Below are 26,066 nucleotides of genomic sequence, written 5' to 3'. Positions count from 1 at the left end.
TCGCCCTCCTTCAAAGGCAGCCCTTCAAGGGATGAACCACGCCAGCGGGTGAAGGTGTCCCGCTTGTCGCCTGGCCGGGCTAGGCGTGGTGAACTCAGTGTATCAGGCGCGGGCTTGCCGGATCGGCACAACAGCAGCCCCGGTGCGCAGCCCTTCAAGGTATCGGCTCCAGGTCTCCATCATCGCCTTGCGCTCATCAAGGAAGGTGGTCCGGTTGTAGGCGCGGCCCAGTGGATCACGAACGATGTGCCCGAGTTGCTGTTCCACGATGTCCACGCGGAAGCTCAGCTTCTCCACCAACAGCGTCCGTGCCGTCGCCCGCCAGCCGTGACCAACAAGCTCATCCTTGGTGATCCCGAGTGCGCGGTACGCCCCCAGCACGGCGCCCTCGCTCATGGGTCGGACGCCGGACGGTGACCGCGCCGAAGGCATGACGTAGACGCCTCGGCCCGTCAGCGGTCGCAGCTCCTCGATGATCTCCAGCGCCAGGCCAGACAGCGGCACGATGTGCGGCGTTTTGGTCTTGCTCAGGACGAACCGCCACTCGCCGGCCTCGATGTCCAGGTCTTCCCATTTCATGGTACGCAACTCGCCCGGCCGGACGAATACCATCGGGCCCAGGCGCAAGGCTGCGCGGACTTCCGGTGTTCCGCTGTAGCCGTGCAGGATGCGCAGCACCTTGCCGATCTCGTGCGGGTCCAGGATGGCCGGGTGATGCACCTTGGAGACGGGCGCCAGGGCTCCGCGTAGGGATTGCGTCGGATCCGATTCGGCGCGTCCACTGGCGACCGCGTACCGCATCACTTGCCCGATGATGCCCTTGATTCGGTGGGCGCTCTCAGCCTTGCCGGCATCCTCCAGGCGCCGCAGCACGGCCAGGATGATAGGCGCGGTCAGCCCAGAAACCGGCTTGCTCCCCAGGTAGGGGAAGATGTGGTTATCCAGCCGCTCAAGCACCCGCTTGGCGTGGGTCTGCGCCCATGACGGCGAAAACTTCGCATGCCACTCGCGGGCGATGGCCTCGAATGTCTCCCGCTCGGCGGCCTTGGTCGCCTTGCGCTCGGCGCTCGGGTCGATGCCCTGAGCCAGCAGCCGGCGGGCGTCGTCGCGGCGGCCTCGAGCGTCGGCAAGGCTGGTGTCGGGGTACTGCCCGAAAGATAGGGTCTTCTGCTTCCCCTCGAAGCGGTAGTTCATCCGCCAAAGCTTTCCGCCTTGTGGGGTGACGAACAGGTACAAGCCCTTTTCGTCGGCCAGCTTGTAGGGCGTGTCCTTCGGCTTGGCCTTGCGGGCCTCAATGTCTTGCAGCATGGGCGATTGCTCCGGATTGATGGCATCGAACCCGCTGGTATGGACGATGCCAACAAAGATACCAGCGAGAATGATGGTACTGGATGTTATCCGGTGATATGCCGTGAGACAACAAAAAACCCGCAAAGCCTTGTAGCTTGCGGGTTATGAGGTGTCCTGAGACGGGGTGAAACTCTTAAATGGTGGGCCCTGTAGGACTTGAACCTACGACCTGGCGATTATGAGTCGCTCGCTCTAACCGACTGAGCTAAGGGCCCGAACTCGATGTCCGTTACTCGATGTCCAGAAAGCTGCGCAATTGCTCGGACCGCGAAGGGTGGCGCAGTTTGCGCAGGGCTTTGGCTTCGATTTGGCGGATGCGTTCACGCGTAACGTCAAACTGCTTTCCGACCTCTTCCAGCGTGTGGTCGGTGTTCATGTCGATGCCGAAACGCATCCTGAGCACCTTCGCTTCCCGTGCGGTCAGACCGGCGAGCACCTGCTGGGTGGTTTCGCGCAGGCTGGCCACGGTCGCATGCTCGACCGGCGACAGGACGCGGGAGTCCTCGATGAAGTCCCCAAGATGCGAATCGTCGTCGTCGCCGATGGGGGTCTCCATGGAAATGGGCTCCTTGGCGATCTTCATCACCTTGCGAACCTTGTCTTCCGGCATGTCCATACGCGAGGCAAGCTCGTCCGGCGTCGGCTCACGGCCCATTTCCTGCAGCATTTGCCGCGAAATGCGGTTGAGCTTGTTGATCGTTTCGATCATGTGCACGGGGATGCGGATCGTGCGCGCCTGGTCGGCGATGGACCGCGTGATCGCTTGGCGGATCCACCAGGTTGCATAAGTCGAAAACTTGTAGCCCCGCCGATACTCGAACTTGTCCACCGCTTTCATCAGGCCGATGTTGCCTTCCTGGATCAGGTCCAAGAACTGCAGTCCGCGGTTGGTGTATTTCTTGGCAATGGAGATGACGAGGCGAAGGTTCGCTTCGATCATTTCGCGTTTGGCCAGCCGCGCCTGATTCTCCCCCACGGAGACTCTGCGGTGAATGTCTTTGATGATTGCGATGTCGAGCCGGTTGTCCTTCTCAATTTGAGCAAGTTTGGCCTGGATCCGGCGAATTTCGTCCGCATGGGCTTTGATCGCTGCCGCATAGGGCTTTGTCGGGTCACACACCCGGTCCAGCCATTCGGTATCGGTTTCGCTGCCGCTGTACGTCGCGATGAACTCCGTCTTGGGCATCTTCCCCTTGGTGACGCAGATGTCCATGAGCGCACGCTCCTGTTCGCGGATCTTCGCGACCGTGTCGCGCAGCGTATCGGTCAACTCCTTGAAGAACTGCGGCGTCTTCTTGAATTCCATGAAGGCCCCGGCCAGAGCATCGAAAGACTTCTGCGTCTTTTCGTGGCCGTAGCCGTACTTGTGGTGGGCGTTGACGGCGGCCTTGTGCAGTTTGCGGAAAGCTGCCAGCTTTTCCCTCACCAGTTCGGGATCGGGGCCGCTGTCGCCTTCATCGATGATTTCCGCTTCGGCGTCGTCTTCGACCGCAACGGCGTCCGCCGCGGCAGGATCGAAGAAATCGGAGATCAGGTCGGATAGCCTGAGTTCTCCGTTATCGACGGTTTCAAAGGCCTTGAGGAAGTGTTCCATGGCCGCTGGAAACCGCACCAGTTCGTTGGCGGCGACGTTGATCCCTTCCTCGATGCGCTTGGCGATGTTCAACTCGCCTTCGCGGGTCAGCAGCTCCACGGTTCCCATTTCGCGCATGTACATACGCACGGGATCGGTGGTACGCCCGAGTTCGGTATCGACGGACGAGGCGAGCGCCGCTGCGACTTCCGCGGCTTCATCCTCGTCGGATTCGGCCACGACCGCCGTGTCCTGAATCAAGTCTTCGTTGTCAGGAGCGTCCTCGTGGACCTCGATTCCCATGTCGTTGATCATGCAGATGATATCTTCCATCTGCTCGGGATCGACGATATCGCTGGGGAGATGATCGTTGACCTCGGAAAAGGTGAGGTAGCCCTGCATCTTGCCCTTAGCAATAAGTTCCTTAAGCTGGTGCTGCTGCTGCTGTTCTGGCGTCATTAACGAACTCGCGCTGGAGGGGTGGAGTGGTATTGAAGAACTTTTCATTTTAGAAGATGGGGCGGTATTAGTCGAGTTTCAAGATTTTCCTCCCTGTCAATTTTCGCAGTTCATCCCGTTCGCTATCAGTGAGTTGGGAGTGCTTCGACTTGTCGATCAGCTGGTTCAGCCGCTCGTCGCGAAGCAGCGCGCGCACTCTATCGAGCGCATCGACGAATTCCCTTTCCATCCCCTCCTCCGGCGTCAGCAGCCCCCGTCTCAAGAGGTTTCGGGCCAGGTCGCCTTCCGGCGTTTCCCGCAGATATTCGAACAGCATGCCCGGCGTCGGCGTGACTCGCAGGTCGGTGTATTCCAGGATGCGCGCAATGAGCGGGCCGGCGCGGGGGTTTTCCGTGAGCCGGGCACGGACTTCCGGTGAGATCAGCCCCGCGAGCTGAGGGCGGTGCAGCAGGAGGGTGACCAGATCGCGCCATGCGGAAGGCGCGCGCGCCTGCCCGGATGAGCTGCGCGCCCGGCTTTCGGGGCGTTTCGATAGGGGCGTTGTGTTCACCAGTCCGGTGAGTTCGCTCAGTCGCTGCTCCATCAACTCTTTGAATACTCCGACCGGAAGACGGTCCAGAAGTTCACGGGCCTGTTTCTGCAACGCTGCGCGTCCCTCGACGCTGCGTAGATCCAGGTCCGTTTGCAGGGTTCGGAACAGGTAATCCGAGAAGGGGGAGGCTTGGCCGATGCGGCGCTCGAATGCCTCGCGTCCTTCCTTACGGATCAAAGAATCCGGGTCTTCGCCTGCCGGCAGGTGCATGAAGCGTATTTCGCGTCCTTCCCGCAGGAGCGGAAGGCTGGCTTCGAGGGCGCGCCAGGCTGCCTTGTAGCCGGCCGCGTCGCCGTCGAAACAGAAAACGATTTCCCTCGTGAAGCGGAACAGCAAGTGGACATGTTCGGTGGACGTGGAAGTGCCGAGCGTTGCGACGGCTTCGTTGATTCCGTGCTGAGCCAGGGCGATGACGTCCAGGTAACCTTCGACCACAAGGATGCGCCGGGGTCTGGCATCGGATTCCAGCAGTTCGTGCAGGCCATAAAGCTCCTTGCCTTTTTTGAATACCTCCGTCTCCGGCGAGTTCAGGTATTTCGGAGTCTCATCGCCCAGGGTGCGGCCTCCGAAGCCGATGACGCGGCCGCGCCGGTCCCGGATGGGGAACATGATGCGCTGGCGGAAGCGGTCGTAGGAGGAGCGGTCTTTTTCGATCATCAGACCGCTCTGGATCAAAGGCGTTCTGGGCCAGTCCGCCGGCAGGCTGTTCCAGCCCGGTGGGGCGTATCCGAGCCCGTAGCGGCGAGCGATCTCGCCGGTCAGGCCGCGTTTGAGCAGGTAGGCCTTGGCCTGCTCCGCGCCGGGATGATCGCGGAGCTGCTGGATATAGAAGGCTGCCGCCCGTTCCAGGATGTCGTAGAGCGGCTGGAGCGATGTTGCCGGATTCGCCCTCCCGGGGGGCTGCGTGGCTTTCGGCAGATCGATTCCCGCCAGAGCGGCCAGTGTTTCCAGGGCTTCCGGGAAGCTCTGGTGTTCGTAATCCATCAGAAAGCTGATGGCATTACCATGAGCGCCGCAGCCGAAGCAATGGTAGAACTGCTTTTCCCGGCTGACGGAAAAGCTGGGAGTCTTTTCGGAGTGGAAGGGGCATCGGGCCATGAAGCTGGAGCCCGACTTCTTCAAGGGAACGCGCGCGTCGATGAGATCGACGATATCGATGCGCGCTATGAGGTCGTCAATGAATTCGCGAGGTAGTCGGCCGGCCATTTGGGGGGGGAAGAGGGTTCCCACCGGCTTGTCCTTGCCCGATCGGCGGGAAGCGCGAATTCAGCTCAACAGTGATTTGCCCCGTGCGCTGGCTGCGGACATGTCTGTCCGCCCCTGCAGCTTCGGTTTGGCCAGGGCCATGACCTTTCCCATGTCGCCGATGCCCTTCGCTCCGGATTCCTCGATGGCCGCCTGCAGTATGGCCGTGACCTCGGCTTCGCTCAGGGCCTGGGGGAGGTATTCCTGGATGATCGCAAGTTCCGCCTGCTCGATGCCTGCCAGATCGTTCGCCCGGCGGCTTCGTACTGGGCGATGGATTCGCGCCGCTGCTTCGCCATCTTGTCGAGCACCATGACGATCTGCGCATCGTCGAGCATGATGCGCTCGTCGACCTCCTTTTGCTTGACGGCGGCGAGGATCAGGCGGACCGTAGCCAAGCGTGCTTTCTCGCCCGCCTTGAGCGCCGCTTTCATGTCGCCTTGGAGGCGCTCTTTCAGGTTCGCGTCTTGCTCAGCCATGCGCGCACTCCGGTCAACCCGTTTACTGCTGGGGACGGCCCTTGCGCAGGTTCTGCAGGGCGAAGCGTTCGCGCGAGAGCTTCTTCAAATGCCGTTTGATGGCCGCTGCCGCCTTGCGTTTGCGTTCCTCGGTGGGCTTTTCGTAATATTCGCGGCGGCGCACTTCCGACAGGACGCCGGCCTTTTCGCAGGCGCGCTTGAAGCGGCGGATGGCAATTTCAAAAGGTTCGTTCTCGCGGATCTTGATTGACGGCATGTAGCATCCCAACAGTTCAAATGGATTCTTGGAAAAATGGCCGGAGTCCGGCCGCCTCGTGAATAAATGGTGCATTATACCCGGACCATCGGGTAACGCAAAAACGGCCGTGTTGGTCTTAGGCATCGAAACTTCCTGCGACGAAACCGCCGTCGCGCTGTATGACTCGAACAAGGGGCTGCTGGGGCACCGGCTTTACAGCCAGGTCGACGTGCATGCGGAATACGGTGGGGTGGTGCCGGAAATCGCATCGCGCGATCATTTGCGCAAGCTCCTGCCGCTGGTCCGCGAACTGCTGGCCGCCGGGGGCTTCCAGCGTACCGCGATCGGCGGGATCGCCTACACGGCCGGACCGGGCCTGATCGGGGCGCTCCTCGTCGGTGCCGCCGTGGCCCGCAGCCTCGCCTGGGCCTGGGACGTCCCCGCTGTCGCGGTCCATCACATGGAGGGCCATCTGCTCGCACCGCTACTGGAGCCGGAACCTCCCGAATTCCCCTTCGTCGCCCTCCTCGTTTCCGGCGGACATACCCTATTGGTGGAGGTGGGCGGGATCGGGGCCTACCGGGTGCTGGGCGAGTCGCTGGACGATGCGGCCGGCGAGGCTTTCGACAAAACCGCTAAGCTGCTTGGACTGGGCTATCCTGGCGGACCGGCTTTGGCCCGGCTGGCCGAAGAGGGACATGCCGGGCGGTTCCATTTTCCTCGCCCTATGACGGACAGGCCGGGCCTCGATTTCAGTTTCAGCGGTCTCAAGACCCATGCGTTGAACGCACTTGCCGCCCTGGAGGGGACGCAGCAGGATAAGGCGGACATCGCCTGTGCGTTCCAGGCGGCCGTCGTCGATACGCTGGTGCTGAAATGCCGCAGGGCGCTGCGGGAAACGGGGTTGGGGCGCCTGGTCGTCGCGGGGGGCGTGAGTGCCAACCAGGTCATGCGAAAGAGCCTCCAGGCGATGGCCGAAAGCGAGCGCTGCCGGGTTTACTTTCCGCGGCCGGAATTCTGTACCGACAACGGGGCGATGATCGCCTTCGCCGGTTGCCGGCGTCTTCTGGCGGGGCAATTCGAACCGTCCGCGATCGAAGCCAGGGCGCGCTGGGCGATGGAGACGCTCACTGCCGTTTAGCACCGAGCCGGGTTTCTTCGCCCTTGAGCAGGCGTTCGATATTGCCCTTGTGGCGATAGACGAGCAATGTCGACATGAACATCGTCGCGACCACCAGTTCGGCGGAGCCCAGCCAGAACCAGACGTAAACCGGGGCGAGGACCGCCGCCGCCAGCGCGGACAGGGATGAGAACCGGAACAGTGCGGCCACGCCGATCCAGGTGAGTAGCGCCATGGCACCCACCGGCCAGGCGAACCCCAGCAGCACGCCCAGGGCGGTTGCCACGCCTTTCCCTCCCTTGAACTGGAAAAACACCGGGTAGAGGTGGCCGACGAAAGCCGCGAAACCGACCGCAGCCAGCAACGGCGGCGAAACCGTCATGCTTTTGGCGATGAGCAAGGGAATCAGCCCCTTGGAAGTGTCCCCGAGCAAAGTCAGGATCGCGGCGTGCTTGCCTCCCAGGCGCAGCACGTTGGTGGCGCCGGGATTCTTCGAGCCTTCCTGGCGTGGATCGGGCAATCCAAGGGCGCGGCTGACGATGATGGCGCTCGACACCGAGCCGAGCAGATAGGCAAAGGGGATCAGCAGCCATTCGATCAGCATGAGCGCTCCGCAGTTGTCATGAATTTGAATTCTATGTTACGAATGGCCGTCTTAAACGCGCGACCGACAGAGGCCGGAATGGACATTATATTTCTGCGGGGCCTGCAGATCGAGACGATCATAGGCATCTACGACTGGGAACGGGAGATCCGGCAGACCGTCGTGTTCGATCTCGAAATGGCGACCGACATCCGCAGGGCGGCTGAGACCGATGACATCTCCCATGCCCTCGACTACAAGGCGGTGTCGAAACGCCTCATCGAATTCGTCGAGAGCAGCCGGTTCTTCCTGGTGGAAACCCTGGCCGAGAAGGTCGCGGCCATTCTGCTGAACGAATTCCCGATTCCCTGGGTGCGCGTCACCCTGAACAAGCGTGGCGCCATCCGCGGCGCCAGCGATGTCGGAGTCCTGATCGAGCGCGGGGCAAAGCCGGCCGATGCCTGAGGTTTTCGTCAGCGTCGGCAGCAATGTCGAACGGGATCGGCATATTCCATCCGCGCTTGCGGCGTTGCGGGGCAGCTTCGGACCGCTGCGCGTTTCCAGCGTCTACGAAACGGCCGCCGTGGGGTTCGAAGGCGATCCCTTCTACAATCTGGTGGTCGGCTTCGAAACCGATCTGCCGCTCGCCGAGGTCGCAAACGAACTGGCCCGGATCGAAGCGGATCATGGACGTACGCGGGAATCCAAGAAGTTCAGTGCCAGGACCCTGGACCTCGACCTCCTGCTGTACGGCGATGCGGTCGTCAGCGAAGGCAAGCTGAAGCTTCCACGCAAGGAGCTGATCGAATATGCCTTCATGCTCGAACCGCTGGCGGAAATCGCGCCGGACCTGACGCACCCTGTTTTGGGGCTGAGTTTTCGAGAGCTATGGGAGCGCTACGAGAAAAATGGGCTGCAGCAGTTACGTATCATCCCGCCCTGGCGGTCCTAGCCGAACAGGCTGCGTCCGCCATCCACGGCGAGCACCTGCCCCGTGACGTAGGGCGCCTGGTCCGCGAGATAGGCGACCGCGCGGGCGATGTCCAGCGGTTCGCCGGGCCTTCCCAGCGGGATCCGGTTCAGGATCTCGGCCTGTATCGCCGCATCGGCACCCTGCTCGGGCCACAGAATCGCCCCAGGCGCCACTGCATTCACCCGTATCGCCGGCGCTAGTTCCTTGGCCAGGGCTTTTGTCATGGCGACCAGTCCGGCCTTGGCGATGCTGTATGCCGCATGGTTTCTGAGCGGCCTGTCCGCATGAATGTCCGCCAGGTTCACCACGCAGCCCTGGGCGGCCGAAAGGTAGGGTATGGCGTGCTGGACCAGGAAAAACGGTGCGCGGAGATTGCTGCCCAGCAACTCGTCCCACTGCTGCCCCGTCACCGATCCCATCGGCGTCGGATAGAACACCGAGGCGTTGTTGACCAGCGCATCGAGCCGGCCCCAGCGTCCCGCTGCCGTTTCCACCAGTGGGCCCAGGGCTTCGAATTCCAGCAGATCGGCCCCGATGGCCGTGGCAGAGTCGTTTCGGCGGCGATTGAGGCCTTCGCAAAACATCAAGGCATCCGCTTCCGAGCGGTGGTAATGCACGATGACACGGTAACCCTGGTCGTGCAGGTGCGCGGCAATGGCCGCGCCCACTCTTCGGGCCGCTCCCGTGATCAGCGCCACCTTCCCCGCCGCCGGCTCGGCTGACGTCTTCATCGAATCGTCACCGTAGCGACCGCTTTCTGTCATGCTCGTTCTCTACCATGGGCGAAGCGTTCGTTTCCCCGGAGCGTTGCCATGAAACTGATCCACGCGATTCACCGTTGCGACGTATTCATGTTCATCTGGTTCATGAACCGCAAGCACCTCGAACTCTGCGCGCGGTGCAGCCGTTGGATTTCGCGCACCGGAGACGGTTTTCTCTATGCTTTGCTCGGTCTGTACTGGTTCGCCAGCGGCGGCGACTTGAATCTGGCCTTGCTGAAATCCGCCCTGCTGGCGTTCGCGATCGAGCGGCCGCTGTATTTCATCGTCAAGAACGGCTTGCGCCGCGACCGGCCCGCCGCGGCGATCCGGGACTACCGCAGCTTCATCATTCCGTCCGACCGGTTCAGCTTCCCTTCCGGCCACACCTCCGGCGCGTTCCTGATGGCGACGGTCGTCGCCAACGCTCATCCCGCCTGGCTGCCGGCATTATACGGCTGGGCCGCCGCGGTGGGGTTGTCGCGCATCTTCCTGGGCGTTCACTTCCCTACCGACGTCCTCGTGGGGCTGGCCATGGGCACGACCGTCGCTTTCCTCAGTTTGGGAGTCTTTCTGACGTGAGAATCTTTTACGGCGTCCAGGCCACGGGCAACGGACACATCACGCGGGCGCGGGTCCTGGCGCCCGCGCTCGAGGCGGCCGGGTTCGAGGTGACCTACCTGTTCACCGGCCGTCCCTGGGATCATTTGTTCGAAATGGAGGTTTTCGGCGACTACCTGTGGCGCAAGGGGCTGACGTTTTCGACCAAGGCCGGCCGGGTATCCTATCTGAAGACATCGGTTCACAATGATGTCGTCCGCTTCGTCCGCGACGTCAGGGCGCTGGATCTCTCCCATTACGACCTGATCATCACCGATTTCGAGCCGGTTACGGCCTGGGCGGCCAGGATGCAGAAGCGCGAAGTCATCGGCATCGGCCATCAGTACGCATTCGGCTATCCCATCCCCAAGACCGGGGACGACATTCTCGCGCGCACCGTGCTCAAGTATTTCGCCCCGGCCAGCGTCGGGCTGGGTCTGCACTGGCACCATTTCGACCAGCCGATCCTGCCGCCGATCATCGAAACGCCGCCGGAGCCGGAGGCGGTGCTCGAGCACAAGGTTCTAGTCTATCTCCCTTTCGAGGACATCCGCGAGATCGTGGCGCTACTGGAGCCCCTGCGCGAATACGAATTCCACGTCTACAGCCCGGCGGTCAGTCGGGACCGGCCCGAGCACATCCACATCAAGCAGTTGTCCCGCACCGGCTTCCAGCACGACCTGCGCGATTGCAGCTCCGTGATCTGCAACGCCGGCTTCGAGCTCGCGAGCGAGGCTTTGCAGATGGGCAAGAAGCTGCTGGTGAAGCCGCTGAGAGCGCAAATGGAGCAGCTTTCCAACGCCCTGGGGCTGGAACAGACGCAGCTCGGCGCGGTGATGCCGGAACTGGACCGGGCATCGGTGACGCATTGGCTCAAGAACGGCCACGCCGTCCGGGTCGTCTACCCCAACGTGGCGTCCCACATCGTCGGCTGGCTGAAAAGCGGGGACCGGCACATCGACCACGCCTGGGTCCGCAGCGTGTGGGACGAGGTCCGCTACGATTACGGGGCCGCCCCTGAGCGCCGGGCGAACGCCGCCTAGCCTTCGATTCCTTGCGCGTAGTCGAGCCACGGACGGCTCTTGTCGCCGAAGACCAGGAAGTAAGGGTTCAACAGGCCGTCCCGCGCATTGTATACGAGTGGGGCGCCCCTGATGTCGGTCACCGCGCCGCCGGCCTCGGTGACGATGCAATGCGCCGCCGCCGTGTCCCACTCGGAAGTCGGGCCGATCCGCGGATACAGATCGGCGGTTCCCTCCGCCACCAGACAGAGCTTGAGCGAACTACCCATCGGCCGCAATTCGCATTCTCCCAGCCGGGTCAGGTAAGTCTCCATTTCGGCGTTCACGTGCGACCGGCTGCCGACGACAACGGGGAGCTGCGGTGCCCTGGGCCGGGCCCGGATGCGCTGGGGCGTTTCCTCGCCGTGCTGGCGAAAGGCGCCGCAACTTTCGGCGGCGAAATACGTCAGTTCCAGGGCGGGGGCATGAACGACACCCAGGACAGGGGCGTGTTCATGGACCAGGGCGATGTTCACCGTGAACTCTCCGTTTCTTTTCACGAATTCCTTGGTGCCGTCCAGCGGGTCGACCAGCCAGAGCGAGGACCAGTTTTTCCTGTCTTCGAACGCGGAAGCCGCGGACTCTTCCGAGAGCACCGGAAATTTGGGTCTGAGACGGCCCAGCCCGGCTACAATCAACTCGTGCGATGCCAGATCCGCCGCCGTCAATGGCGATTGGTCGGATTTTTGCACGACGCTGAACTCCGAGCCGTAGATCGCGAGGATGGCCCGGCCCGCCTCCTTGGCCAGCGCGACCACGGATTCGAGCAGGCGGGAAGGCTCCTTCATCATGGGCATGGACTGATTTCCTTGGCTACTCACGGGGCTGGGCTTTCGACATATCTAGCGGGACATGGTAACCGATGATTCCCTGGAAGCGCATGCGCAGCGTGTTTCTCGACATGGACGGCACGTTGCTGGATCTCAATTTCGATAACCACTTCTGGCTCGAATTTGTGCCCCTGCGCTACGCCGAGCGCAACGGCCTGAGCCTGGCGGAAGCCAAAGCGGAGCTGATGCCGCGGTTCCGGGCAATGGAAGGCCGGCTGGAGTGGTATTGCCTGGATTATTGGAGCCAGACGCTGGGACTGGACATCCCGGCGATGAAAGCCGAAATCGCCGGATTGATCGCAGTGCTGCCCCATGTGACCGAGTTTCTCGATGCCGTACGGTCGGCTGGCCTACGGCTGGTCCTGGTGACCAATGCCCATCCCAAGAGCCTGGGACTCAAGCTCGAGAAAACCGCCCTCCACGTGTTCTTCGACGCCATCATCAGCTCGCATTCCATCGGTCTGCCGAAAGAAGACCCGCTGTTCTGGCGGCGCCTGCACGAGGTCGAGCCCTACGATCCCGAAGCGACCCTGCTGGTCGACGACAGCCTGCCGGTACTGCGTTCGGCCCGGCAAACGGGGCCCAAGCACCTCGTGGCCGTGCGCAAGGCGGACAGCAAACGGGCGGCGGCAGACATCGCCGAGTTTCCGGCCATAGACGATTTCCGGGCGATCGCGCCGGTGGGAACGGCTGCCGGAAACCCGCCGTGAGCGGAAGGATGCATTCCGGCGTCAAAACATGACTTGGAAGCCGGCGTTCAGACACCGACTATTACGCAACTGGATGCAGTTCAGGCACACGGGTATGTCGCCTTCGACGCCTAAGCTGTGCCCGTGATACTGGTAGCTGGCGCCGACAAGCTTGTTGAGGACGTCGCCGCATTTTGTTTTGCGGCGTTTTCCTCTTCGGGGGATGGACGCGCCGCGGCGGCCGTAAGCACAGCGGTAAGACAGCAGTTGATCGTGAAGACGCGTTTCGTTCTTCTTTGAGCATCGCGAAGCTGAGCGAGGGCGGTATTCGGGCGGGGCGGGCTATTTCTGACTGTCGCCTCCTCCCGTCATCATGGCTCCGCATGCCATTTCCATTTCGTGCTTTTGTGCGGTCGAACCGTCCTTTCCGAGCTCCTGGGGCTGGAGCGGGTTTTCGGCGGCGTTGGCTCCCATGGCGGTGCGCTTGTGCCCTTTCCAGGCCATCGGCCCCTTCGGCCCCAGCACCATGAGCGCGGACAGGAGGCCGATCGTGACCAGGCTGAAGGAGCCGAGTTGCGCCAGGGTCCGCGGTCCGCGCAACTGGCATTTGCCCGCCGCGACGCCCTCCTTGTAGAAGAGGTAGGTGAACCAGATCAGGATCAGCAGATTGGCCGTGGTGAAGACGGGCATGAAGATCAGGACATGGTCGGGAATCATCATGACGACCACCATGGCGCCGATGAAGAAGCCGTTGGTCGCACCCACCACCCCGTCGATCATGGTGCCGACCTGCATGCCGATGGTCATCCCGATCACCATCCCCATCATATGGGAGGCATGGGCGTACATGTAGCTGCGGAGATAACCCAGGGTGGCGATCAGAGGCACGACGCCGAGATCGAGGTACATCATCCACCATCCGTAGCGGTCGAGAAACAGGGGGGCGTCGGCGAAATAGTTCCAGTAGACCAGTCCCTGCAGGGCCAGGATGGCGACGATGACCGTGACGACGTTCAGGCCGAGCCCCAAGAGCGGACCCAGCGAAAGCCCCGCGGGTGTCATTCCGGCGGCTGGAGCGGAAGCGCCCGGAACGGTCATGCCGGCGACCATCGTCTCGTCGGAATCGCCGCAGCACGAATCCTCGGCCGGCGGAGCAAGGGGTTGGCGCTCTCCCGTCCCTGCCGCGGACGGCTTCATGGGGAGGAACGGGGCGATTGCGTGATATGCCTCTCGCTTGGGCGATTTCGCCCGGCCGGCCAGAGGCGGTGCCGGTCAATGCCTGGTAGACGAAGGTGTGCTCTTGATTTCTTCCGAGAACAGCGCGCCGATATCGACGGGGTCGAACAGGTAGCGCTTGTTGCAGAAGTCGCAATCGACTTCCACGCGGCCCTTTTCCGCAAGTACGCCCTCCACATCCGCTTTGCCGAGGGCCAGCAGCATGTCTTCGATGCGTTGCCGGGAACAGGTGCAGCGGAATACCACGGGCTCGGCTTCGAACAAGCGTACCTTTTCTTCGTGATAAAGCCGGTAGAGCACGTCTTCGAACGGCAGGTGAAGCATTTCGTGCTCCGTGATCGTGTCGGCCAGGGTGACCAGCCGCGTCCAGTCGTCCTCGGCGTGCGCCTGGGCCGGAAGGACCTGCAGGAACAGTCCGGCGGCCCGCTGTCCGTCCGCGAACAGCCAAAGCCGGGTCGCCAATTGTTCGGAATTGGCGAAATAGCTTTCCAGCGCCGAGGAGAGGCTCTGGCCTTCCAGCGCCACGACCCCCTGATAGGGTTCCGCCCCTTCGTTCTGGATGGTGAGAACCAGCCTGCCCTGGCCGAAAATTTCGCTCAATGCCCCTTCCGGCACCGGATCGCGCCAGTGGGCAAGGCCGCGTATCGTCTGCCGATGGGTCGCCTGGACCACCAGCGTGTGCAAGGGGCCCCGGCTCTGGATCTGGATGATCAATGCCCCTTTGAACTTGATGGTTCCGGACAGCAGCGTCACGGCGGCGAGCGCCTGGCCCAACTGACGGCTCACGTTCGGAGGATAGGTATGCCGCTGAAGCACGGCCTGCCAGCTCGCATCGAGGCGGACCAGTTCGCCGCGGATGCCCATGTCTTCGAACATGAAGCGCTGAAAGCTGTCGGAATTTTTCATGATGCCCGCATTTTTCCGATTGAAAGGCCGGCATTATAGGGTTTTCATTTCCGTCTCATTCAACGCAGGAGTCCGTCATGGGGTTCAAGTCAGCCAAGTCAGCACTGCCCGATCCTCGCGATGCCCTGCCGGGCCGCTCGACGCCGATGCGGGTGACCGAGACGCACTTCGTCCATGGCCGTCGGATCAAGCCGCCTTTTCCGTCGGGCTCGGCTTACGCGTTTTTCGGCATGGGATGTTTCTGGGGAGCGGAGCGGCGGTTCTGGACCTTGCCCGGGGTCTACTCGACGGCGGTCGGGTACGCCGGAGGATTCACCCCCAATCCCATCTACGAGGAGGTGTGTACCGGCAGGACGGGACATGCCGAGGTCGTCCTCGTCGTATTCGAGCCCGATGCGATCGGATTCGACACCCTGTTGCAGGTGTTCTGGACCTCTCACGATCCGACGCAGGGCATGCGCCAGGGCAATGATCTGGGGACGCAATACCGCTCCGTGATTTTCGCCTCCACGCCGGAACAGCTCCAGTTGGCCCTGGCTTCACGCGAAGCCTACCAGCGGGCGCTTGAACGAGCCGGCCGCGGCGCCATTACTACGGAAATTCGAATGGCGCCTGAATTTTATTATGCCGAAAGCTATCACCAGCAATATCTGGCGAGGAATCCGGACGGTTACTGCGGGCTGCGCGGCACGGGGATCGAGTGCCCGCCTTTTCGGATTGAAGAACGACAAGCCGATCCGATATGATCCCAACCTCTTGTTTCGCCTCGATCCTTAAGCCATGAAGAAAGCAGCCGTACTGCTCCTCGGCATAGCCGCGAGCGCCTGCGCCACGTCTCCCTTGGGGCGCAGCCAGCTCATGCTGTTGCCGGACAGCCAGATGGCGATGCTGGGCGGTCAGTCGTTCGCCGCCGTGAAGCGTGAGATGCCGGTCGAGCCGGACCGGCAGGCCAACGATTATGTGCGCTGTGTCGCCGACGCGGTGACGCGCGAAGTCGGCGGAAGCTGGGAGGTTGCGCTGTTCAGGCAGGACAGCCCCAATGCGTTCGCTCTGCCCGGCGGCAAGATCGGCGTCCATACCGGAATGCTCCGCGTCGCCCGGAACCAGGACCAACTGGCGACGGTGCTGGCCCATGAGGTCGCCCACGTGCTTTCCCGCCATGCCAATGAGAGGCTGTCCCAGCAAGTGGCCGTCCAGCAGGGACTGAATGCCATGCAGGCTGTGGCCGACCCCACATCCGCGTCCGGCAAGACGCTCATGGGGCTGCTCGGACTCGGTGTGCAGTACGGCATCCTGATGCCCTACAGCCGCACCCAGGAAAGCGAGGCGGACCTGCTCGGGCTGGATATCATGGCGCGCGCCGGTTTCGATCCGCGCCAGAGCATCGAACTGTGGAACAACATGGAAAGCTCAGGGGGCGGCCAACCGGTCGAGTTTCTGTCCACCCATCCTTCGCATGCCACCCGCATGCAGGATCTGGCAAAGCGGATGCCCCAGGCGCTCGATTTGCAGCGCCAAGCGGACGCGAAAGGGCGTCGGCCGCAGTGCGACGGCATTCGGAAAGGGGGCGGCTGACGAGCCGGGCGGGATAGGGAAGTAAACAAAACGCAGGGGGATCAGCCCTGCGTCGAAAGAGGAGGAGTCGCTCGCACTACCGTGCGGCGCGTCAACTCGAGGGAGGTAGTCTCGATGACGGCTTTAGTTTATCAAGCCACACCTGTGACGTGAATGTGACAAATTGTCGCGTGGCAGGATGTCGCACATTTTGTCAAGCCCCACCTTTGGAAGGTGGTCTGAAAGCTCACTTCGCGCCGGCCGTCCGTCCCATCTTCACGCGCAACGTCGGCTGCCGGTTCGGGCCGCTGTGGCAAATTGCCGCAGATGTCCTCCTCGTCTTCCCCAACAGTAAGATAGGCCTATGAGCGATTCCATGAACATCCCTATCCCTTCGGATTCGGACAACACCAACCGCAAGAATCTTCAATGGTTGTTCGTTCTCCGCAATCTGATGATCGGCGCTCAGGCTTTCATGATCCTGTTCAGTGTCTACGGTCTCGAGATCCCCTTGCGCCAGGCGCCGCTTTGGGGAATCGTGACGATCCAGTCGGTGTTCAACTGGTGGACCTGGCTCAAGCTGTCCGATATCGAGCCGACGACGCAGATCGATCTCTTCATCCAGCTCATGGTCGATGTCTTCGCCATCGCCCTGATCCTTTACTTCACCGGCGGAGCCAACAACCCCATCGCCTGGTTTTTCCTGCTGCCCCTCATCATCGCCGCGACGGTGCTGTCGCGCGCGTTCACTTGGCATCTCGTCATCCTGGCTTCCGGCTGCTACACGATTCTGATCGGTTACTACCAGCCGCTTCCGGCGCTCAATCCTGAAACATTGACGCCTCCCGTCCCGGCCCATGCGTTCATGATCGACCCTCAGCATGCCCACCTGCATGCGGTCATCGAGGAGCACCACGTCCAGCTCCATGCGTTCGGCATGTGGTTCGGGTTCGTCTTCAGCGCGGCCCTGGTGGCGTATTTCGTCGCTGAAATGGCGGAAAATCTGCGGGAGCGGGAGCGCAAGCTCGCGGAGGTCCGCGAACAGGGCCTGAGAAACGAGCGCGTCATCGCGCTGGGAACGCTCGCCGCGGGCGCAGCCCACGAAATGGGTACTCCATTGGGGACCATGGCCATCCTGATCAGCGAACTGGAGCAGGAGTTCGAAACCGAGCAGCGTGACGATCTTCAGGGGAAGATGCAGATACTCCGCGAGCAGGTCAAGCGCTGCAAGAACGCTCTCGCCGTGATGTCGGCCTCCGCGGGCGAAGGGCGGGCGGAGAGCGGCCACGTCATGCCGCTGCCGGACTACCTCGATGCCGTCATCGAAGACTGGAAGCAACAAAGCCTGCCGACGCCGCTCGGCTACTATCGCAACGGCACCCGGCCGATTCCCTCGATCATCGCCGAGCGCAGCCTGACGCATGCCCTGGTCAACATCATCAACAACGCTGCGGACGTGTCTCCGGAGGGCATACAAGTCGAGGCGCGCTGGACCGCGGAAAGGGTCACACTCGATGTCATCGACCATGGGCCGGGAGTGACGCCCGAACTCAGCCAGCAGCTCGGCAAGTCCCCGGTGACCACCAAGGATCACGGTCTGGGGGTCGGATTGTTCCTGGCCTTCTCCACCATCGAACGCCTGGGCGGCGTCATCAGCATGTCCGCTCGCATGCAGGGCGGCACCCGAACCCGCATTGTTCTACCCCTGATGCCATCATCGACATGAGCACACACGACGAGAAAAACGAGAGCCCCCATCTCCTGCTGGTGGATGACGATCCCACCTATTGCGAGGTGCTGCGGCAGGCTTTGGCCCGGCGGAATTACACCGTTCATGCCGCCAACGACGTGGAGACCGGCCTCGATCTGGCCGCGCGGATCGAGCCGGAATACGCAGTCATCGATCTACGGATCGGCCACGAGTCGGGGCTGACCCTGGTAAAGCGTTTGCACGAACTGGATTCCAACACCCGCATCGTCGTGCTGACGGGGTTTGCCAGTATCGCGACGGCGGTGGAAGCCATCAAGCTGGGGGCTACCCACTATCTGACGAAGCCGGCCGACACGGACGAAATCCTGGCAGCCCTTCACAAGGACGAGGGTGATACCTCAGTCGAAATCAAGGAAAAGCCGCTTTCGGTCAAGCGGCTCGAATGGGAGCATCTGCAGAAGATCCTGGTGGAGCACGATGGCAATATTTCGGCGGCGGCGCGCGCGCTCGGGATGCACCGCCGCACGCTCCAGCGCAAGCTGGAAAAGCGTCCCGTCAAAGACTGATCAGCCCAGCAGGCCGGCAATCAGGCGTTCCAGTCGCGGCGTCTGTCGCCGGACGGTGAGGCGCTGGGTCTGGACGATCGCGCGGAGCTGGTTCAGGGCGAGATTGAAGTCGTCGTTGACGATCAGGTAATCGTATTCCGCATAATGCGACATCTCGGAAATGGCCGCCTCCATGCGGCGGGCGATGACCGCTTCGGAGTCCTGCCGGCGGCTGCGCAAGCGCTGTTCCAGCGTCTCGCGGGAGGGCGGCAGGATGAAGATGGACACGCATGCGGGCATCAGCTCGCGGACCTGGCGGGCTCCTTGCCAGTCGATTTCGAGCACGGCATCCCGCCCGCCTGCCAGCATCTCCTCGACCGTCGCTTTCGCCGTACCGTAATAATTGTCGAAGACGCGGGCATATTCCAGAAATGCTCCGTCCGCGATCATTTGCTCGAACTCGGCCTTTTCCACGAAGCAGTAATCCTGGCCGGGCACTTCGCCCGGCCGCCGGGGCCGCGTCGTGTGCGACACCGACACCGCGAGGTCAGGAGCGCCATCGCAGAGCGCGCTGACCAGACTGGTTTTTCCTGCTCCGGAGGGTGCGGAGATGACGTAAAGGATTCCCTGTATCATTGATCGAGTCTGGGGGTGTTGGCCTGAAATTCGCAATAGGGGTACGCGTGAGGGTGCCGATCCGGTGCGGTCGTATTCTATCAGGGGGAGGGAACTTTCTTGGCGGGCCGGGGACCAACTGGAGTTGCCGCGATGGCGATACGCGTCGCGTGGAGATCTGCTTTTTGTTCGAACTGGCGCGGTTTCGTCTCAATGATATCCTGGCGGGCACGTTCGGGTTGATTGAGGACCATTATGGTGTACTTTAGACGCTATCGGTTGCGGACTTGTAAGCCTCGACGGCTGCAGGAGCTGGCGGAGCGCAGTAGCAAGTGAGGGGGAAGATGCAATCCCATACATCGAATAGCAGTGCATATGATTTGGGCAACGGGTGAGGACATGAAGCCATTCAACGATAAATTCCACTTGAAATCATTGGCCATAACGATTCTCGGCGCGCTTGGCGCCGTTTCTCCATCAGGTGTGATGGCGGCCGTTTACAGCGTCACCAATATCACGTCGCTTGCCGGGAATGTCGACGTCACGGACGTCAACGATGCCGGCCAAGTCGTCGGCTATTTCGATTCCGGGGACGACAAGCATTCTCCTCATGCTTTTATCTTCGCCGATGGCGGCATGATCGATCTTGGGGTGTTGGTCGGCGGCAGGAGCAGGTCCTGGAGCACCAACAACGCCGCCGCCGTCGTGGGGCAATCGGGTAACGATCAGAATCCTGTCGCGTTTTACTACAGTTATTACGGCAACAAAAAGATGGTCGATCTCGGCATGCCTCAAGGGGCAACAGCCGCCGTTGCTTCGGCCATCAACAATAACGGCCAAATCGTGGGATGGGCCAAAATCGAGGGCGACAGACACGCGTTTCTATACAGCAATGGTGCTTTTTCCGACCTCGGCACGCTCGGGGGAGATTCCAGCTTTGGCACAGGCGTCAACGACGCCGGCCAAGTCGTAGGGTATGCGGAGACCGCCACCAAGACTCCTCACGCATTCTTGTACGACAACGGCAACAAGATCGATCTGGGTACTCTGGGCGCCGACAAGAGCTACGCTACCGGCATCAACAACGGCGGCCAAGTGGTCGGATATTCAGACGTTTCCGCCGGGGTGACGCACGCATTTCTGTATAGCGGCGGCAGCATGGCGGATATCGGCACCTTGGGAGGGGGTACCAGTCAGGCTCTGGGGATCAACGATGCCGGCAAGATCGTCGGCATATCCACCACGACCGGCGGCCAGCAACGCGGCTTTCTCTACAGCGACGGCAAGATGTATGACCTGTACGACCTGATGCCGGCGGAGGCGAACATCGCATCGGGCACCGAGATTCAGGGCATCGCCATCAACAACGCCGGCCAGATCGCGCTAACCGCCAGGACCGGAGCGAACCGGCGGGCCTTGCTGCTCACGCCGAATCTTCCGGCGGTGGTCGTCGAGGGACCTGCCGGCAATGTTGCCGAGAACGTGAAGGTGACGCTGAGCGGTTCCCACAGTACCGCGCCCGCCTGTTCCCGGCAGGGGGCCCCCAAGCCTTGCCCGGTTTTCTCCTGGTCGCAGGTCGCAGGTCCCAGCGTCAGCCTGAAGGGAGCCGACACCGCTAACGCAAGTTTCACCACGCCAGTCTTGGGGCCCGGCCAAAAAAGCAGCGTGCTCACCTTCAAATTGAAGGTCAGCGACGGCTTGTTCAGTGACGAGGAACTTATCGATGTCACCGTGGTGGCCGACAACGCCGCCAATCAGCCGCCGATCGCCGATGCCGGCGAGGCACAGACGGTGAGGGAAGGGGCGAGCGTACATCTCGACGGTTCCGGGAGTTATGATCCGGAAGGAAGCGCGCTTACCTATGCATGGAGCAACGTTTCGACGGGCGAGCCGTGCAATACGGTAGCCTTGGACAACGACGCCAGCTCCTCGCCGAGTTTCACGGCGCCGCTGGTCGGCCAGACGCCGCAAACCTGCACGTTTTCTCTCACGGTGACCGACGACAAAGGGTTGGCTTCAGCCCCTTCGAGCGTCAATGTGACGGTGGACAGCACGAATCACCCTCCGGTGGCGGACGCCGGCACGAATCTTACGGTGCATACTGGAGATACCGTGAACCTGAACGGCAATGGCAGCAGCGACCCGGACGGCGATTCCTTGACTTATGCCTGGGCTCAAACCGGCGGACCCGCAGTAGCCCTGACCGGAGCCGACACGGCGGCGCCGAGTTTCGTCGCTCCGGCAGTGACGGCCGAGAACGATACTCTAGTATTCCAGTTGACCGTGAGCGATGGGTTCTTGACGGCGAGCGCGTCGATGAACGTGAAGGTCCTGAGCGCCGGTTCCTCTCCGACCCCAGCGCCAACGGCGTCTCCGACCCCGGCACCCACCCCGGCACCCACCTCGTCTCCAAACCCGACACCCGGGCCGACGTCCAGTCCGAGCCCCACGCCTACGCCTGCACCGACGCCATCCCCGACGCCGAATCCCGTCTGTGATCGCGCGGTGGTCGACCCCGCTCGGCTCTGGGCGCCGGATCACAAGATGCGGCGGATAATTCTCAAGGAGCTTGGGGAAAGTACCCAGTCTCTGGCGGGAGAAGCCGGATCTTCGGCGGCGAGCGACATGACGGTCAAGATTCTTTCGGTCATGCAGGATGAACCGGTCCGTCGGATCAACAGTTCCGACAGCAGTCCCGACGCCGTCATCGTGCATAAGGCGACCGGCGACAAGCTGAGACTGCGCGCCGAGCGGGCCGGCAAGAAGAAAAACGGAAATGGCCGGGTCTATACCATCGGCTTCAGTGCAACCGATGCACAGCAAAACGTCTGCGAAGGTACCGTCAAGGTATGCGTGCCTTTGAAGAAGAAGGATAGCTGTGTGGACGACGGTCCGCTTTATAACTCGCTGTTGAAGCGATAACGGTCGCTACGGAGCAATACGTGCGGGTGGGGCTGCGTACCCACCCGCATGTACTTGCCGGTCGACGATACTTCCCCGGTAGTAGTCGTCTTCCTCCGCTCAATCCTCAAGAATCCCCTTTTTGCTCAGCCTCTAACTGTCACCAGGCAACGCCGGTGATGTCATTCGGCGACGGTGCGGCTGTTCGCCTCACCGCGTGTAAAAACAGTCTATTCAGCGATATCGGTTTCCAGTCTTTGGGATCGCTGTCGTCCTGGGACGACGACGCCTTCCCGGCTTTTCCTCGAATACGAGGAGAATCAGTGCGATAGGAAGGAATAGTCTGGTCACGATTCTTGCTTGGGATATCGGGAGTCGGCACCGAAACGCCGATTCTGTTCTTGTCAATCCTGGGTTTCGAATCGATAGCGATGACCGTCAAGGGAAACTTCCGCGCTCTCCGGCACCCGCTCGCGCGGGCATTGCTGCGCAGTGTTCGTTCCGGCCTGGGGGTAGTGATCCTGCTCTCGGGTTGTGCAACCCATATCGATCACGGCAAATCCGTGGCGCGCTCCGAAGCTACGCGTCATTTCACTCCCCGCCATGGCGCCGCTTACAATCGGGCCTATCGTGTCAAGGGCCGGATCTATCACCCTCTGGCCAGCGCCAAGGGATATCGGGAGCGGGGTACGGCGTCATGGTACGGAGAGGAGTCCGGCCATCGCACGGCGATGGGGACCCGCTTCAATCCCCATGGCTTGAGCGCTGCGCATAGAACCCTCCCCTTGCCTACGCGGGTAAGGGTCACCAATCTCAGCAACCGCCGTTCGATCGTTCTCGTGGTAAACGATCGCGGACCTTTCGTCGACGGGCGTTTGATCGACCTCTCGCATGGCGCGGCGAAGGCGCTCCGGCTGAGCGGTCTGGGGCGCGTCGAAGTCGAGGCCCTGGACTGACCCCACCCGTTCCGCCTTCGCTTGAGCCGCACCGCGGTTTCGTGATTCCATAGTTCAAATCGGCCCCGGCGGGCGCTTGCCGATTTTTGATTCTCGATGCACGCGGCGACAGCATGCCCAGGGAATCGTGGCGGTGGGCCTGCGCAAGCGACCCGCAGAAGTTCGACCCCCAGGGGGAGCCCAAAGTCGGCAGACAACGGTTGGTCCATGCGATTGCATTCCTCCCGGGCTGTCTCCCATCCTCTGAGGTTCAAGGAAAGGAGGTTCCATGACCCTGCCGCAACCCCCTCAGGCGCTTCCGTGCCATTTCGTCATCTTCGGGGCCACGGGCGATCTGTCCGCGTTCAAGCTGCTTCCCGCGCTCTATCACTTGGAGGCTGGCGGACATTTGCCGGGCGGAATGTCGATCATCGCCCTGGGCCGGCGGCCCTGGAGCGACGCCGATTGGCTTCGTCACCTGGAGGACAGCATCCGGAGACGGACGGGCGAACAGTTCAACGCGCGCGTCTACCGGCGTTTCGCGGCGCGTTTCACCTATTTCGCGGGAGACCTGCACGATCCGGCCCTCTACCAGGCCTTGAGCGACAGGCTTTGCGCCGACCAGCGCTGCGCCGACACCGTGTTCTATCTGTCCATCAAGCCCGCCGACTTCGGCGCGGTCATCCAGCGGCTCGACCAGGCCGGATTGAACCGGCCGCGCGGCCTGCACCGGATCGTGGTGGAAAAGCCCTTCGGCGAGGACATCGACAGCGCCCGGCTGCTGAACCGGCTGCTGCACGACTCCTTCGACGAGGAGCAGATCTACCGGATCGATCACTATCTGGGCAAGGAAACGGTCCAGAATCTGCTGGTGTTCCGATTCGCCAATACGCTCATCGAGCCGCTCTGGAACCGCAATTACATCGACCATGTGCAGATTTCCGTGGCCGAGCAGGCGGGCGTTTCCACCCGGGCCGATTACTACGACAAAGCCGGCGCGCTCCGTGACATGCTGCAGAACCATTTGCTGCAGCTGCTCACGCTGGTGGCGATGGAGCCGCCGCCGGCACTGGAGGCCGATGCGCTGCGCGACGAGAAGGTCAAGGTGCTGCGGTCGATCCGCCCCATCGCCGAGCAGGCGATTCATGCCCATGCTTTCCGGGCGCAATACGGCCCCGGTTCGATCGACGGCACTCACGTTCCCGGCTATCAGGACGAGCCCGGCGTAGCGCCCCGTTCCGTTGCCGAAACCTTCGTCGCCGCCAAGTTCTATGTCGACAACTGGCGTTGGCGCGGCGTGCCCTTTTACCTGCGTACGGGCAAGCGCCTTGCGCGGCAGCTCTCACTCATCGCCATCCGCTTCCGCCATCCGCCCCAGCAACTGTTCCGGGAAACCCCGCTGGAATTCATCGAGCCCAACTGGGTCTTGCTTTCCCTGCAACCCTCGGAGAGCATGCATATTGAGCTGCACTCGAAGCAGCCCGGCCTCGGCATGGATACCCGGGTCATCCGCCTCGACGCCTCCTATCGGCGGGGCCGCGAGAAAACGCTGGAAGCTTACGAGACGCTGCTGCTGGACGTCATGGAAGGCGACCGCTCGCTGTTCCTGCGCTTCGACGAGGTGGAGTGGGCCTGGCGGGTGGTCGATCCCATCCTCCGGCATTGGACGCGGCAGCGCGATTTCATCCGCGCCTATCCGGCGGGCTCGTGGGGGCCACCGGAAGCCGACCGCCTGTTCGACAAACTCGAACAGACCTGGCGCAACCAGTTATGAGGGCAGGCCCGATGTACCCGAGACAGCAGAAGCGCTGGCACGTCTATCCCACGGCGGAGGACTTCGAGATCAGAGTGGTGCGGGGGATCCTGCGGATGGCCTGGGAGGCCATCGCGATCCGCAGGGCCTTCCATATCGTTCTGGCCGGCGGCAAGACTCCGGAGCCCATCTACCGGAGACTGGCGGCGGCGAGGGCGGAAGCCGAGTGGAGCAAATGGCATGTCTATTGGGGCGATGAATTCTGCCTCCCGGCGGACGATCCGGCAAGGAACTCCGCCGTCGCCCGAAGCGTCTGGCTCGACGAGGGTCTGATTCCCGGCGCCCAGATCCATCCCATTCCCGCGGAGCTGGGGCCCCAACGCGGCGCCGAGCTGTATGCGGAAGTGGTCGCGGGAGTCGAAGAGTTCGATCTCGTTCTGCTCGGTCTGGGTACGGACGGTCATACCGCCAGCCTGTTTCCGGGGCGCGATTGGGGTGCCGATCCGGACAGTCCCGACGTGCTGGCGGTGACGGATGCGCCGGGCGCCTGCGCCGAGCGCGTCAGTCTCAGCGCCGGCCGATTGAGCCGAAGCCGCGAGGTGATCTTTCTGGCGACCGGCTTCGGCAAATTCAGCGCGGTTCAGCGCTGGCGTTGCGGAGAACCGTTGCCGGCAGCGGCGATAACGCCGGCATGCGGCGTGGATATCTGCGTGACGCTGGAAGCCTTCGACTTTGCCTGAGCTTTATGCTTCGACCAGTGAAAACTGGCCGCGCGTGGCATCCCGCAGCTCCGCCCGGAATCGCTCGATGGCGCTTTCCAGCAGGTTCACCGTGACCTTCAGGCCCTGTTCGGTGTAAGTCTCCCTCCGCTCGTCCACGCCGAGCGACTCCAGGAGGCGGTAAAGCGCGCCCATGTGCTCGAACGGTACCTCCACCGTGATTTCGGTCCGCGGCAGTTCCTCCTGCCGTTCGGCGGTGCGCAATGCCTCCGCCACCGTTCCCCCGTAGGCCCGCACCAGTCCGCCCGCTCCCAGCTTGGTACCGCCGAAATAGCGGACCACCCCGACCACCACGTGATCGAGCCCCTGGCCTTCGATGGCCCGGAGGATGGGCTGGCCGGCGGTGCCGCCCGGTTCGCCGGCGTCGCTGAAGCGGTACTGGTCGTCGATTCGGTAGGCCCAGCACAGGTGGGACGCGTCGGGATGCCTGGCCGCCACGGTCCGGAGAAAGGCGAGCCCCTGTTCCGGCGTATCGGCCCGCGCACCGTAGGCCAGGAACAGCGAGCCTTTCACCTCGGTCTGGTGCTCGGCCGTCGTTTTCAGGGTAACGAAGCCCCTTCCGTTCATCTGTTCATCCTGAG

General features: G+C 62.4%; 26 protein-coding genes, 1 tRNA gene and 1 pseudogene. 14 read left to right on the top strand and 14 right to left on the bottom strand.

Annotated features, from left to right (window positions below; all coding sequences use genetic code 11):
* Window positions 1–102: 102 nt before the first annotated feature.
* The 6 genes and pseudogenes from ABZN20_RS12490 to rpsU all read right to left on the bottom strand — a co-directional run bounded on the left by ABZN20_RS12490 (window position 103) and on the right by rpsU (window position 5,954).
* The gene (locus ABZN20_RS12490) at window positions 103–1,308 is read right to left on the bottom strand and encodes a tyrosine-type recombinase/integrase (protein ID WP_367025470.1); all 1,206 of its coding nucleotides are present in this window, start codon (window positions 1,306–1,308) and stop codon (window positions 103–105) included.
* A 180-nt stretch (window positions 1,309–1,488) separates the two neighbouring features.
* Window positions 1,489–1,565: transfer RNA gene (locus tag ABZN20_RS12485), tRNA-Ile, on the bottom strand.
* A 14-nt stretch (window positions 1,566–1,579) separates the two neighbouring features.
* Window positions 1,580–3,382, bottom strand: a complete 1,803-nt coding sequence (rpoD, locus tag ABZN20_RS12480) for an RNA polymerase sigma factor RpoD (protein ID WP_367025469.1) — start codon at window positions 3,380–3,382, stop codon at window positions 1,580–1,582.
* A 67-nt stretch (window positions 3,383–3,449) separates the two neighbouring features.
* Complete coding sequence (gene dnaG / locus ABZN20_RS12475) at window positions 3,450–5,204, bottom strand: DNA primase (RefSeq protein ID WP_367025468.1); 1,755 nt, start codon at window positions 5,202–5,204, stop codon at window positions 3,450–3,452.
* Between the two features lie 36 nt (window positions 5,205–5,240).
* Window positions 5,241–5,698, bottom strand: a pseudogene (locus ABZN20_RS12470) (GatB/YqeY domain-containing protein).
* Window positions 5,699–5,720: 22 nt separating this feature from the next.
* Window positions 5,721–5,954: a 30S ribosomal protein S21 gene (gene rpsU, locus ABZN20_RS12465; RefSeq protein ID WP_010962181.1), complete on the bottom strand. Its 234-nt coding sequence runs from the start codon at window positions 5,952–5,954 to the stop codon at window positions 5,721–5,723.
* Between the two features lie 109 nt (window positions 5,955–6,063).
* On the opposite strand from rpsU, the gene tsaD reads away from it, so the two are divergent.
* A complete protein-coding gene (tsaD, locus tag ABZN20_RS12460; protein WP_218808413.1) occupies window positions 6,064–7,077 on the top strand; it encodes a tRNA (adenosine(37)-N6)-threonylcarbamoyltransferase complex transferase subunit TsaD in 1,014 nt (337 codons plus the stop codon).
* Here the strand turns inward: tsaD and plsY are convergent.
* Window positions 7,064–7,660 carry a glycerol-3-phosphate 1-O-acyltransferase PlsY gene (plsY, locus tag ABZN20_RS12455; RefSeq protein WP_367025467.1) on the bottom strand — a complete coding sequence of 199 codons (597 nt, stop codon included), beginning with the start codon at window positions 7,658–7,660 and terminating at the stop codon, window positions 7,064–7,066. The genes tsaD and plsY overlap by 14 nt on opposite strands.
* Window positions 7,661–7,738: 78 nt before the next feature.
* Between plsY and folB the strand changes: the two genes are divergently transcribed.
* Window positions 7,739–8,104 (top strand): dihydroneopterin aldolase, encoded by a 366-nt coding sequence (folB, locus tag ABZN20_RS12450; RefSeq protein WP_367025466.1) that lies wholly within the window; start codon window positions 7,739–7,741, stop codon window positions 8,102–8,104.
* Complete coding sequence (folK, locus tag ABZN20_RS12445) at window positions 8,097–8,591, top strand: 2-amino-4-hydroxy-6-hydroxymethyldihydropteridine diphosphokinase (RefSeq protein ID WP_367025465.1); 495 nt, start codon at window positions 8,097–8,099, stop codon at window positions 8,589–8,591. The genes folB and folK overlap by 8 nt, the downstream gene beginning before the upstream one ends.
* On the opposite strand, the gene ABZN20_RS12440 is transcribed toward folK, so the two are convergent.
* Window positions 8,588–9,343, bottom strand: a complete 756-nt coding sequence (locus ABZN20_RS12440; RefSeq protein ID WP_367027561.1) for a pteridine reductase — start codon at window positions 9,341–9,343, stop codon at window positions 8,588–8,590. The genes folK and ABZN20_RS12440 overlap by 4 nt on opposite strands.
* 81 nt (window positions 9,344–9,424) lie before the next feature.
* Between ABZN20_RS12440 and ABZN20_RS12435 the strand changes: the two genes are divergently transcribed.
* Window positions 9,425–9,952 (top strand): phosphatase PAP2 family protein, encoded by a 528-nt coding sequence (locus tag ABZN20_RS12435; RefSeq protein ID WP_218808417.1) that lies wholly within the window; start codon window positions 9,425–9,427, stop codon window positions 9,950–9,952.
* Window positions 9,949–11,013 (top strand): MJ1255/VC2487 family glycosyltransferase, encoded by a 1,065-nt coding sequence (locus ABZN20_RS12430; protein WP_367025464.1) that lies wholly within the window; start codon window positions 9,949–9,951, stop codon window positions 11,011–11,013. Before ABZN20_RS12435 ends, ABZN20_RS12430 begins: the two co-directional genes overlap by 4 nt.
* Here ABZN20_RS12430 and cysQ read toward each other — a convergent pair.
* Window positions 11,010–11,828: a 3'(2'),5'-bisphosphate nucleotidase CysQ gene (gene cysQ, locus ABZN20_RS12425; protein WP_218808419.1), complete on the bottom strand. Its 819-nt coding sequence runs from the start codon at window positions 11,826–11,828 to the stop codon at window positions 11,010–11,012. The genes ABZN20_RS12430 and cysQ overlap by 4 nt on opposite strands.
* Window positions 11,829–11,893: 65 nt before the next feature.
* On the opposite strand from cysQ, the gene yrfG reads away from it, so the two are divergent.
* A complete protein-coding gene (gene yrfG, locus ABZN20_RS12420) occupies window positions 11,894–12,571 on the top strand; it encodes a GMP/IMP nucleotidase (protein WP_367025463.1) in 678 nt (225 codons plus the stop codon).
* A gap of 321 nt (window positions 12,572–12,892) precedes the next feature.
* Here yrfG and ABZN20_RS12415 read toward each other — a convergent pair whose 3' ends face one another.
* Together ABZN20_RS12415 and hslO are read right to left on the bottom strand one after the other, a co-directional pair.
* On the bottom strand, window positions 12,893–13,747 hold the full coding sequence (locus ABZN20_RS12415; protein ID WP_367025462.1) for a hypothetical protein: 855 nt from the start codon (window positions 13,745–13,747) through the stop codon (window positions 12,893–12,895).
* 75 nt (window positions 13,748–13,822) lie between these two features.
* Window positions 13,823–14,692 (bottom strand): Hsp33 family molecular chaperone HslO, encoded by an 870-nt coding sequence (gene hslO, locus ABZN20_RS12410; RefSeq protein ID WP_367025461.1) that lies wholly within the window; start codon window positions 14,690–14,692, stop codon window positions 13,823–13,825.
* 77 nt (window positions 14,693–14,769) lie between these two features.
* Between hslO and msrA the strand changes: the two genes are divergently transcribed.
* From msrA to ABZN20_RS12390, 4 genes are all read left to right on the top strand, one after another.
* The gene (gene msrA, locus ABZN20_RS12405) at window positions 14,770–15,438 is read left to right on the top strand and encodes a peptide-methionine (S)-S-oxide reductase MsrA (protein WP_367025460.1); all 669 of its coding nucleotides are present in this window, start codon (window positions 14,770–14,772) and stop codon (window positions 15,436–15,438) included.
* A 34-nt stretch (window positions 15,439–15,472) separates the two neighbouring features.
* The gene (locus ABZN20_RS12400) at window positions 15,473–16,267 is read left to right on the top strand and encodes a M48 family metallopeptidase (RefSeq protein ID WP_367025459.1); all 795 of its coding nucleotides are present in this window, start codon (window positions 15,473–15,475) and stop codon (window positions 16,265–16,267) included.
* Window positions 16,268–16,622: 355 nt separating this feature from the next.
* Complete coding sequence (locus tag ABZN20_RS12395; RefSeq protein ID WP_218808424.1) at window positions 16,623–17,972, top strand: ATP-binding protein; 1,350 nt, start codon at window positions 16,623–16,625, stop codon at window positions 17,970–17,972.
* Entirely contained in the window at window positions 17,969–18,523 is a 555-nt protein-coding gene (locus ABZN20_RS12390) for a response regulator transcription factor (RefSeq protein WP_218808425.1), read from the top strand. Before ABZN20_RS12395 ends, ABZN20_RS12390 begins: the two co-directional genes overlap by 4 nt.
* Here the strand turns inward: ABZN20_RS12390 and gmk are convergent, their stop codons facing one another.
* A complete protein-coding gene (gene gmk / locus ABZN20_RS12385; RefSeq protein ID WP_218808426.1) occupies window positions 18,524–19,138 on the bottom strand; it encodes a guanylate kinase in 615 nt (204 codons plus the stop codon).
* Window positions 19,139–19,516: 378 nt separating this feature from the next.
* Between gmk and ABZN20_RS12380 the strand changes: the two genes are divergently transcribed.
* A complete protein-coding gene (locus ABZN20_RS12380; protein ID WP_367025458.1) occupies window positions 19,517–22,039 on the top strand; it encodes a PKD domain-containing protein in 2,523 nt (840 codons plus the stop codon).
* A gap of 139 nt (window positions 22,040–22,178) precedes the next feature.
* Here the strand turns inward: ABZN20_RS12380 and ABZN20_RS12375 are convergent, their stop codons facing one another.
* Window positions 22,179–22,460 (bottom strand): hypothetical protein, encoded by a 282-nt coding sequence (locus ABZN20_RS12375; RefSeq protein ID WP_218808428.1) that lies wholly within the window; start codon window positions 22,458–22,460, stop codon window positions 22,179–22,181.
* On the opposite strand from ABZN20_RS12375, the gene ABZN20_RS12370 reads away from it, so the two are divergent.
* From ABZN20_RS12370 to pgl, 3 genes are all read left to right on the top strand, one after another.
* Window positions 22,450–22,974 carry a septal ring lytic transglycosylase RlpA family protein gene (locus tag ABZN20_RS12370; protein ID WP_218808429.1) on the top strand — a complete coding sequence of 175 codons (525 nt, stop codon included), beginning with the start codon at window positions 22,450–22,452 and terminating at the stop codon, window positions 22,972–22,974. The two genes, ABZN20_RS12375 and ABZN20_RS12370, sit on opposite strands and share 11 nt — an antisense overlap.
* A 268-nt stretch (window positions 22,975–23,242) precedes the next feature.
* Window positions 23,243–24,727 carry a glucose-6-phosphate dehydrogenase gene (gene zwf, locus ABZN20_RS12365; RefSeq protein WP_367025457.1) on the top strand — a complete coding sequence of 495 codons (1,485 nt, stop codon included), beginning with the start codon at window positions 23,243–23,245 and terminating at the stop codon, window positions 24,725–24,727.
* Between the two features lie 11 nt (window positions 24,728–24,738).
* Entirely contained in the window at window positions 24,739–25,446 is a 708-nt protein-coding gene (gene pgl / locus ABZN20_RS12360; RefSeq protein ID WP_367025456.1) for a 6-phosphogluconolactonase, read from the top strand.
* A gap of 3 nt (window positions 25,447–25,449) precedes the next feature.
* Here pgl and ABZN20_RS12355 read toward each other — a convergent pair whose 3' ends face one another.
* Window positions 25,450–26,052: an IMPACT family protein gene (locus ABZN20_RS12355; protein ID WP_218808432.1), complete on the bottom strand. Its 603-nt coding sequence runs from the start codon at window positions 26,050–26,052 to the stop codon at window positions 25,450–25,452.
* Between the last annotated feature and the right edge of the window lie 14 nt (window positions 26,053–26,066).

Origin of the sequence: Methylococcus sp. ANG (assembly GCF_040730495.1) — a bacterium.
Lineage (GTDB): Bacteria > Pseudomonadota > Gammaproteobacteria > Methylococcales > Methylococcaceae > Methylococcus.
Note: the sequence above shows the minus strand (reverse complement) of the source record. Positions and strands in the feature narration are given on the sequence as shown.

Bases quoted from the DNA above. Each gene is read 5' to 3' on its own strand.
- ABZN20_RS12490 (WP_367025470.1), bottom strand. From the start codon at position 1,308: ATGCTGCAAGACATTGAGGCCCGCAAGGCCAAGCCGAAGGACACGCCC.
- rpoD (WP_367025469.1), bottom strand. From the start codon at position 3,382: ATGACGCCAGAACAGCAGCAGCAGCACCAGCTTAAGGAACTTATTGCT.
- rpsU (WP_010962181.1), bottom strand. From the start codon at position 5,954: ATGCCGTCAATCAAGATCCGCGAGAACGAACCTTTTGAAATTGCCATC.
- plsY (WP_367025467.1), bottom strand. From the start codon at position 7,660: ATGCTGATCGAATGGCTGCTGATCCCCTTTGCCTATCTGCTCGGCTCG.
- folB (WP_367025466.1), top strand. From the start codon at position 7,739: ATGGACATTATATTTCTGCGGGGCCTGCAGATCGAGACGATCATAGGC.
- folK (WP_367025465.1), top strand. From the start codon at position 8,097: ATGCCTGAGGTTTTCGTCAGCGTCGGCAGCAATGTCGAACGGGATCGG.
- ABZN20_RS12440 (WP_367027561.1), bottom strand. From the start codon at position 9,343: ATGAAGACGTCAGCCGAGCCGGCGGCGGGGAAGGTGGCGCTGATCACG.
- ABZN20_RS12435 (WP_218808417.1), top strand. From the start codon at position 9,425: ATGAAACTGATCCACGCGATTCACCGTTGCGACGTATTCATGTTCATC.
- cysQ (WP_218808419.1), bottom strand. From the start codon at position 11,828: ATGCCCATGATGAAGGAGCCTTCCCGCCTGCTCGAATCCGTGGTCGCG.
- yrfG (WP_367025463.1), top strand. From the start codon at position 11,894: ATGATTCCCTGGAAGCGCATGCGCAGCGTGTTTCTCGACATGGACGGC.
- ABZN20_RS12415 (WP_367025462.1), bottom strand. From the start codon at position 13,747: ATGAAGCCGTCCGCGGCAGGGACGGGAGAGCGCCAACCCCTTGCTCCG.
- hslO (WP_367025461.1), bottom strand. From the start codon at position 14,692: ATGAAAAATTCCGACAGCTTTCAGCGCTTCATGTTCGAAGACATGGGC.
- msrA (WP_367025460.1), top strand. From the start codon at position 14,770: ATGGGGTTCAAGTCAGCCAAGTCAGCACTGCCCGATCCTCGCGATGCC.
- ABZN20_RS12400 (WP_367025459.1), top strand. From the start codon at position 15,473: ATGAAGAAAGCAGCCGTACTGCTCCTCGGCATAGCCGCGAGCGCCTGC.
- ABZN20_RS12395 (WP_218808424.1), top strand. From the start codon at position 16,623: ATGAACATCCCTATCCCTTCGGATTCGGACAACACCAACCGCAAGAAT.
- ABZN20_RS12390 (WP_218808425.1), top strand. From the start codon at position 17,969: ATGAGCACACACGACGAGAAAAACGAGAGCCCCCATCTCCTGCTGGTG.
- gmk (WP_218808426.1), bottom strand. From the start codon at position 19,138: ATGATACAGGGAATCCTTTACGTCATCTCCGCACCCTCCGGAGCAGGA.
- ABZN20_RS12380 (WP_367025458.1), top strand. From the start codon at position 19,517: ATGAAGCCATTCAACGATAAATTCCACTTGAAATCATTGGCCATAACG.
- ABZN20_RS12370 (WP_218808429.1), top strand. From the start codon at position 22,450: ATGACCGTCAAGGGAAACTTCCGCGCTCTCCGGCACCCGCTCGCGCGG.
- zwf (WP_367025457.1), top strand. From the start codon at position 23,243: ATGACCCTGCCGCAACCCCCTCAGGCGCTTCCGTGCCATTTCGTCATC.
- pgl (WP_367025456.1), top strand. From the start codon at position 24,739: ATGTACCCGAGACAGCAGAAGCGCTGGCACGTCTATCCCACGGCGGAG.
- ABZN20_RS12355 (WP_218808432.1), bottom strand. From the start codon at position 26,052: ATGAACGGAAGGGGCTTCGTTACCCTGAAAACGACGGCCGAGCACCAG.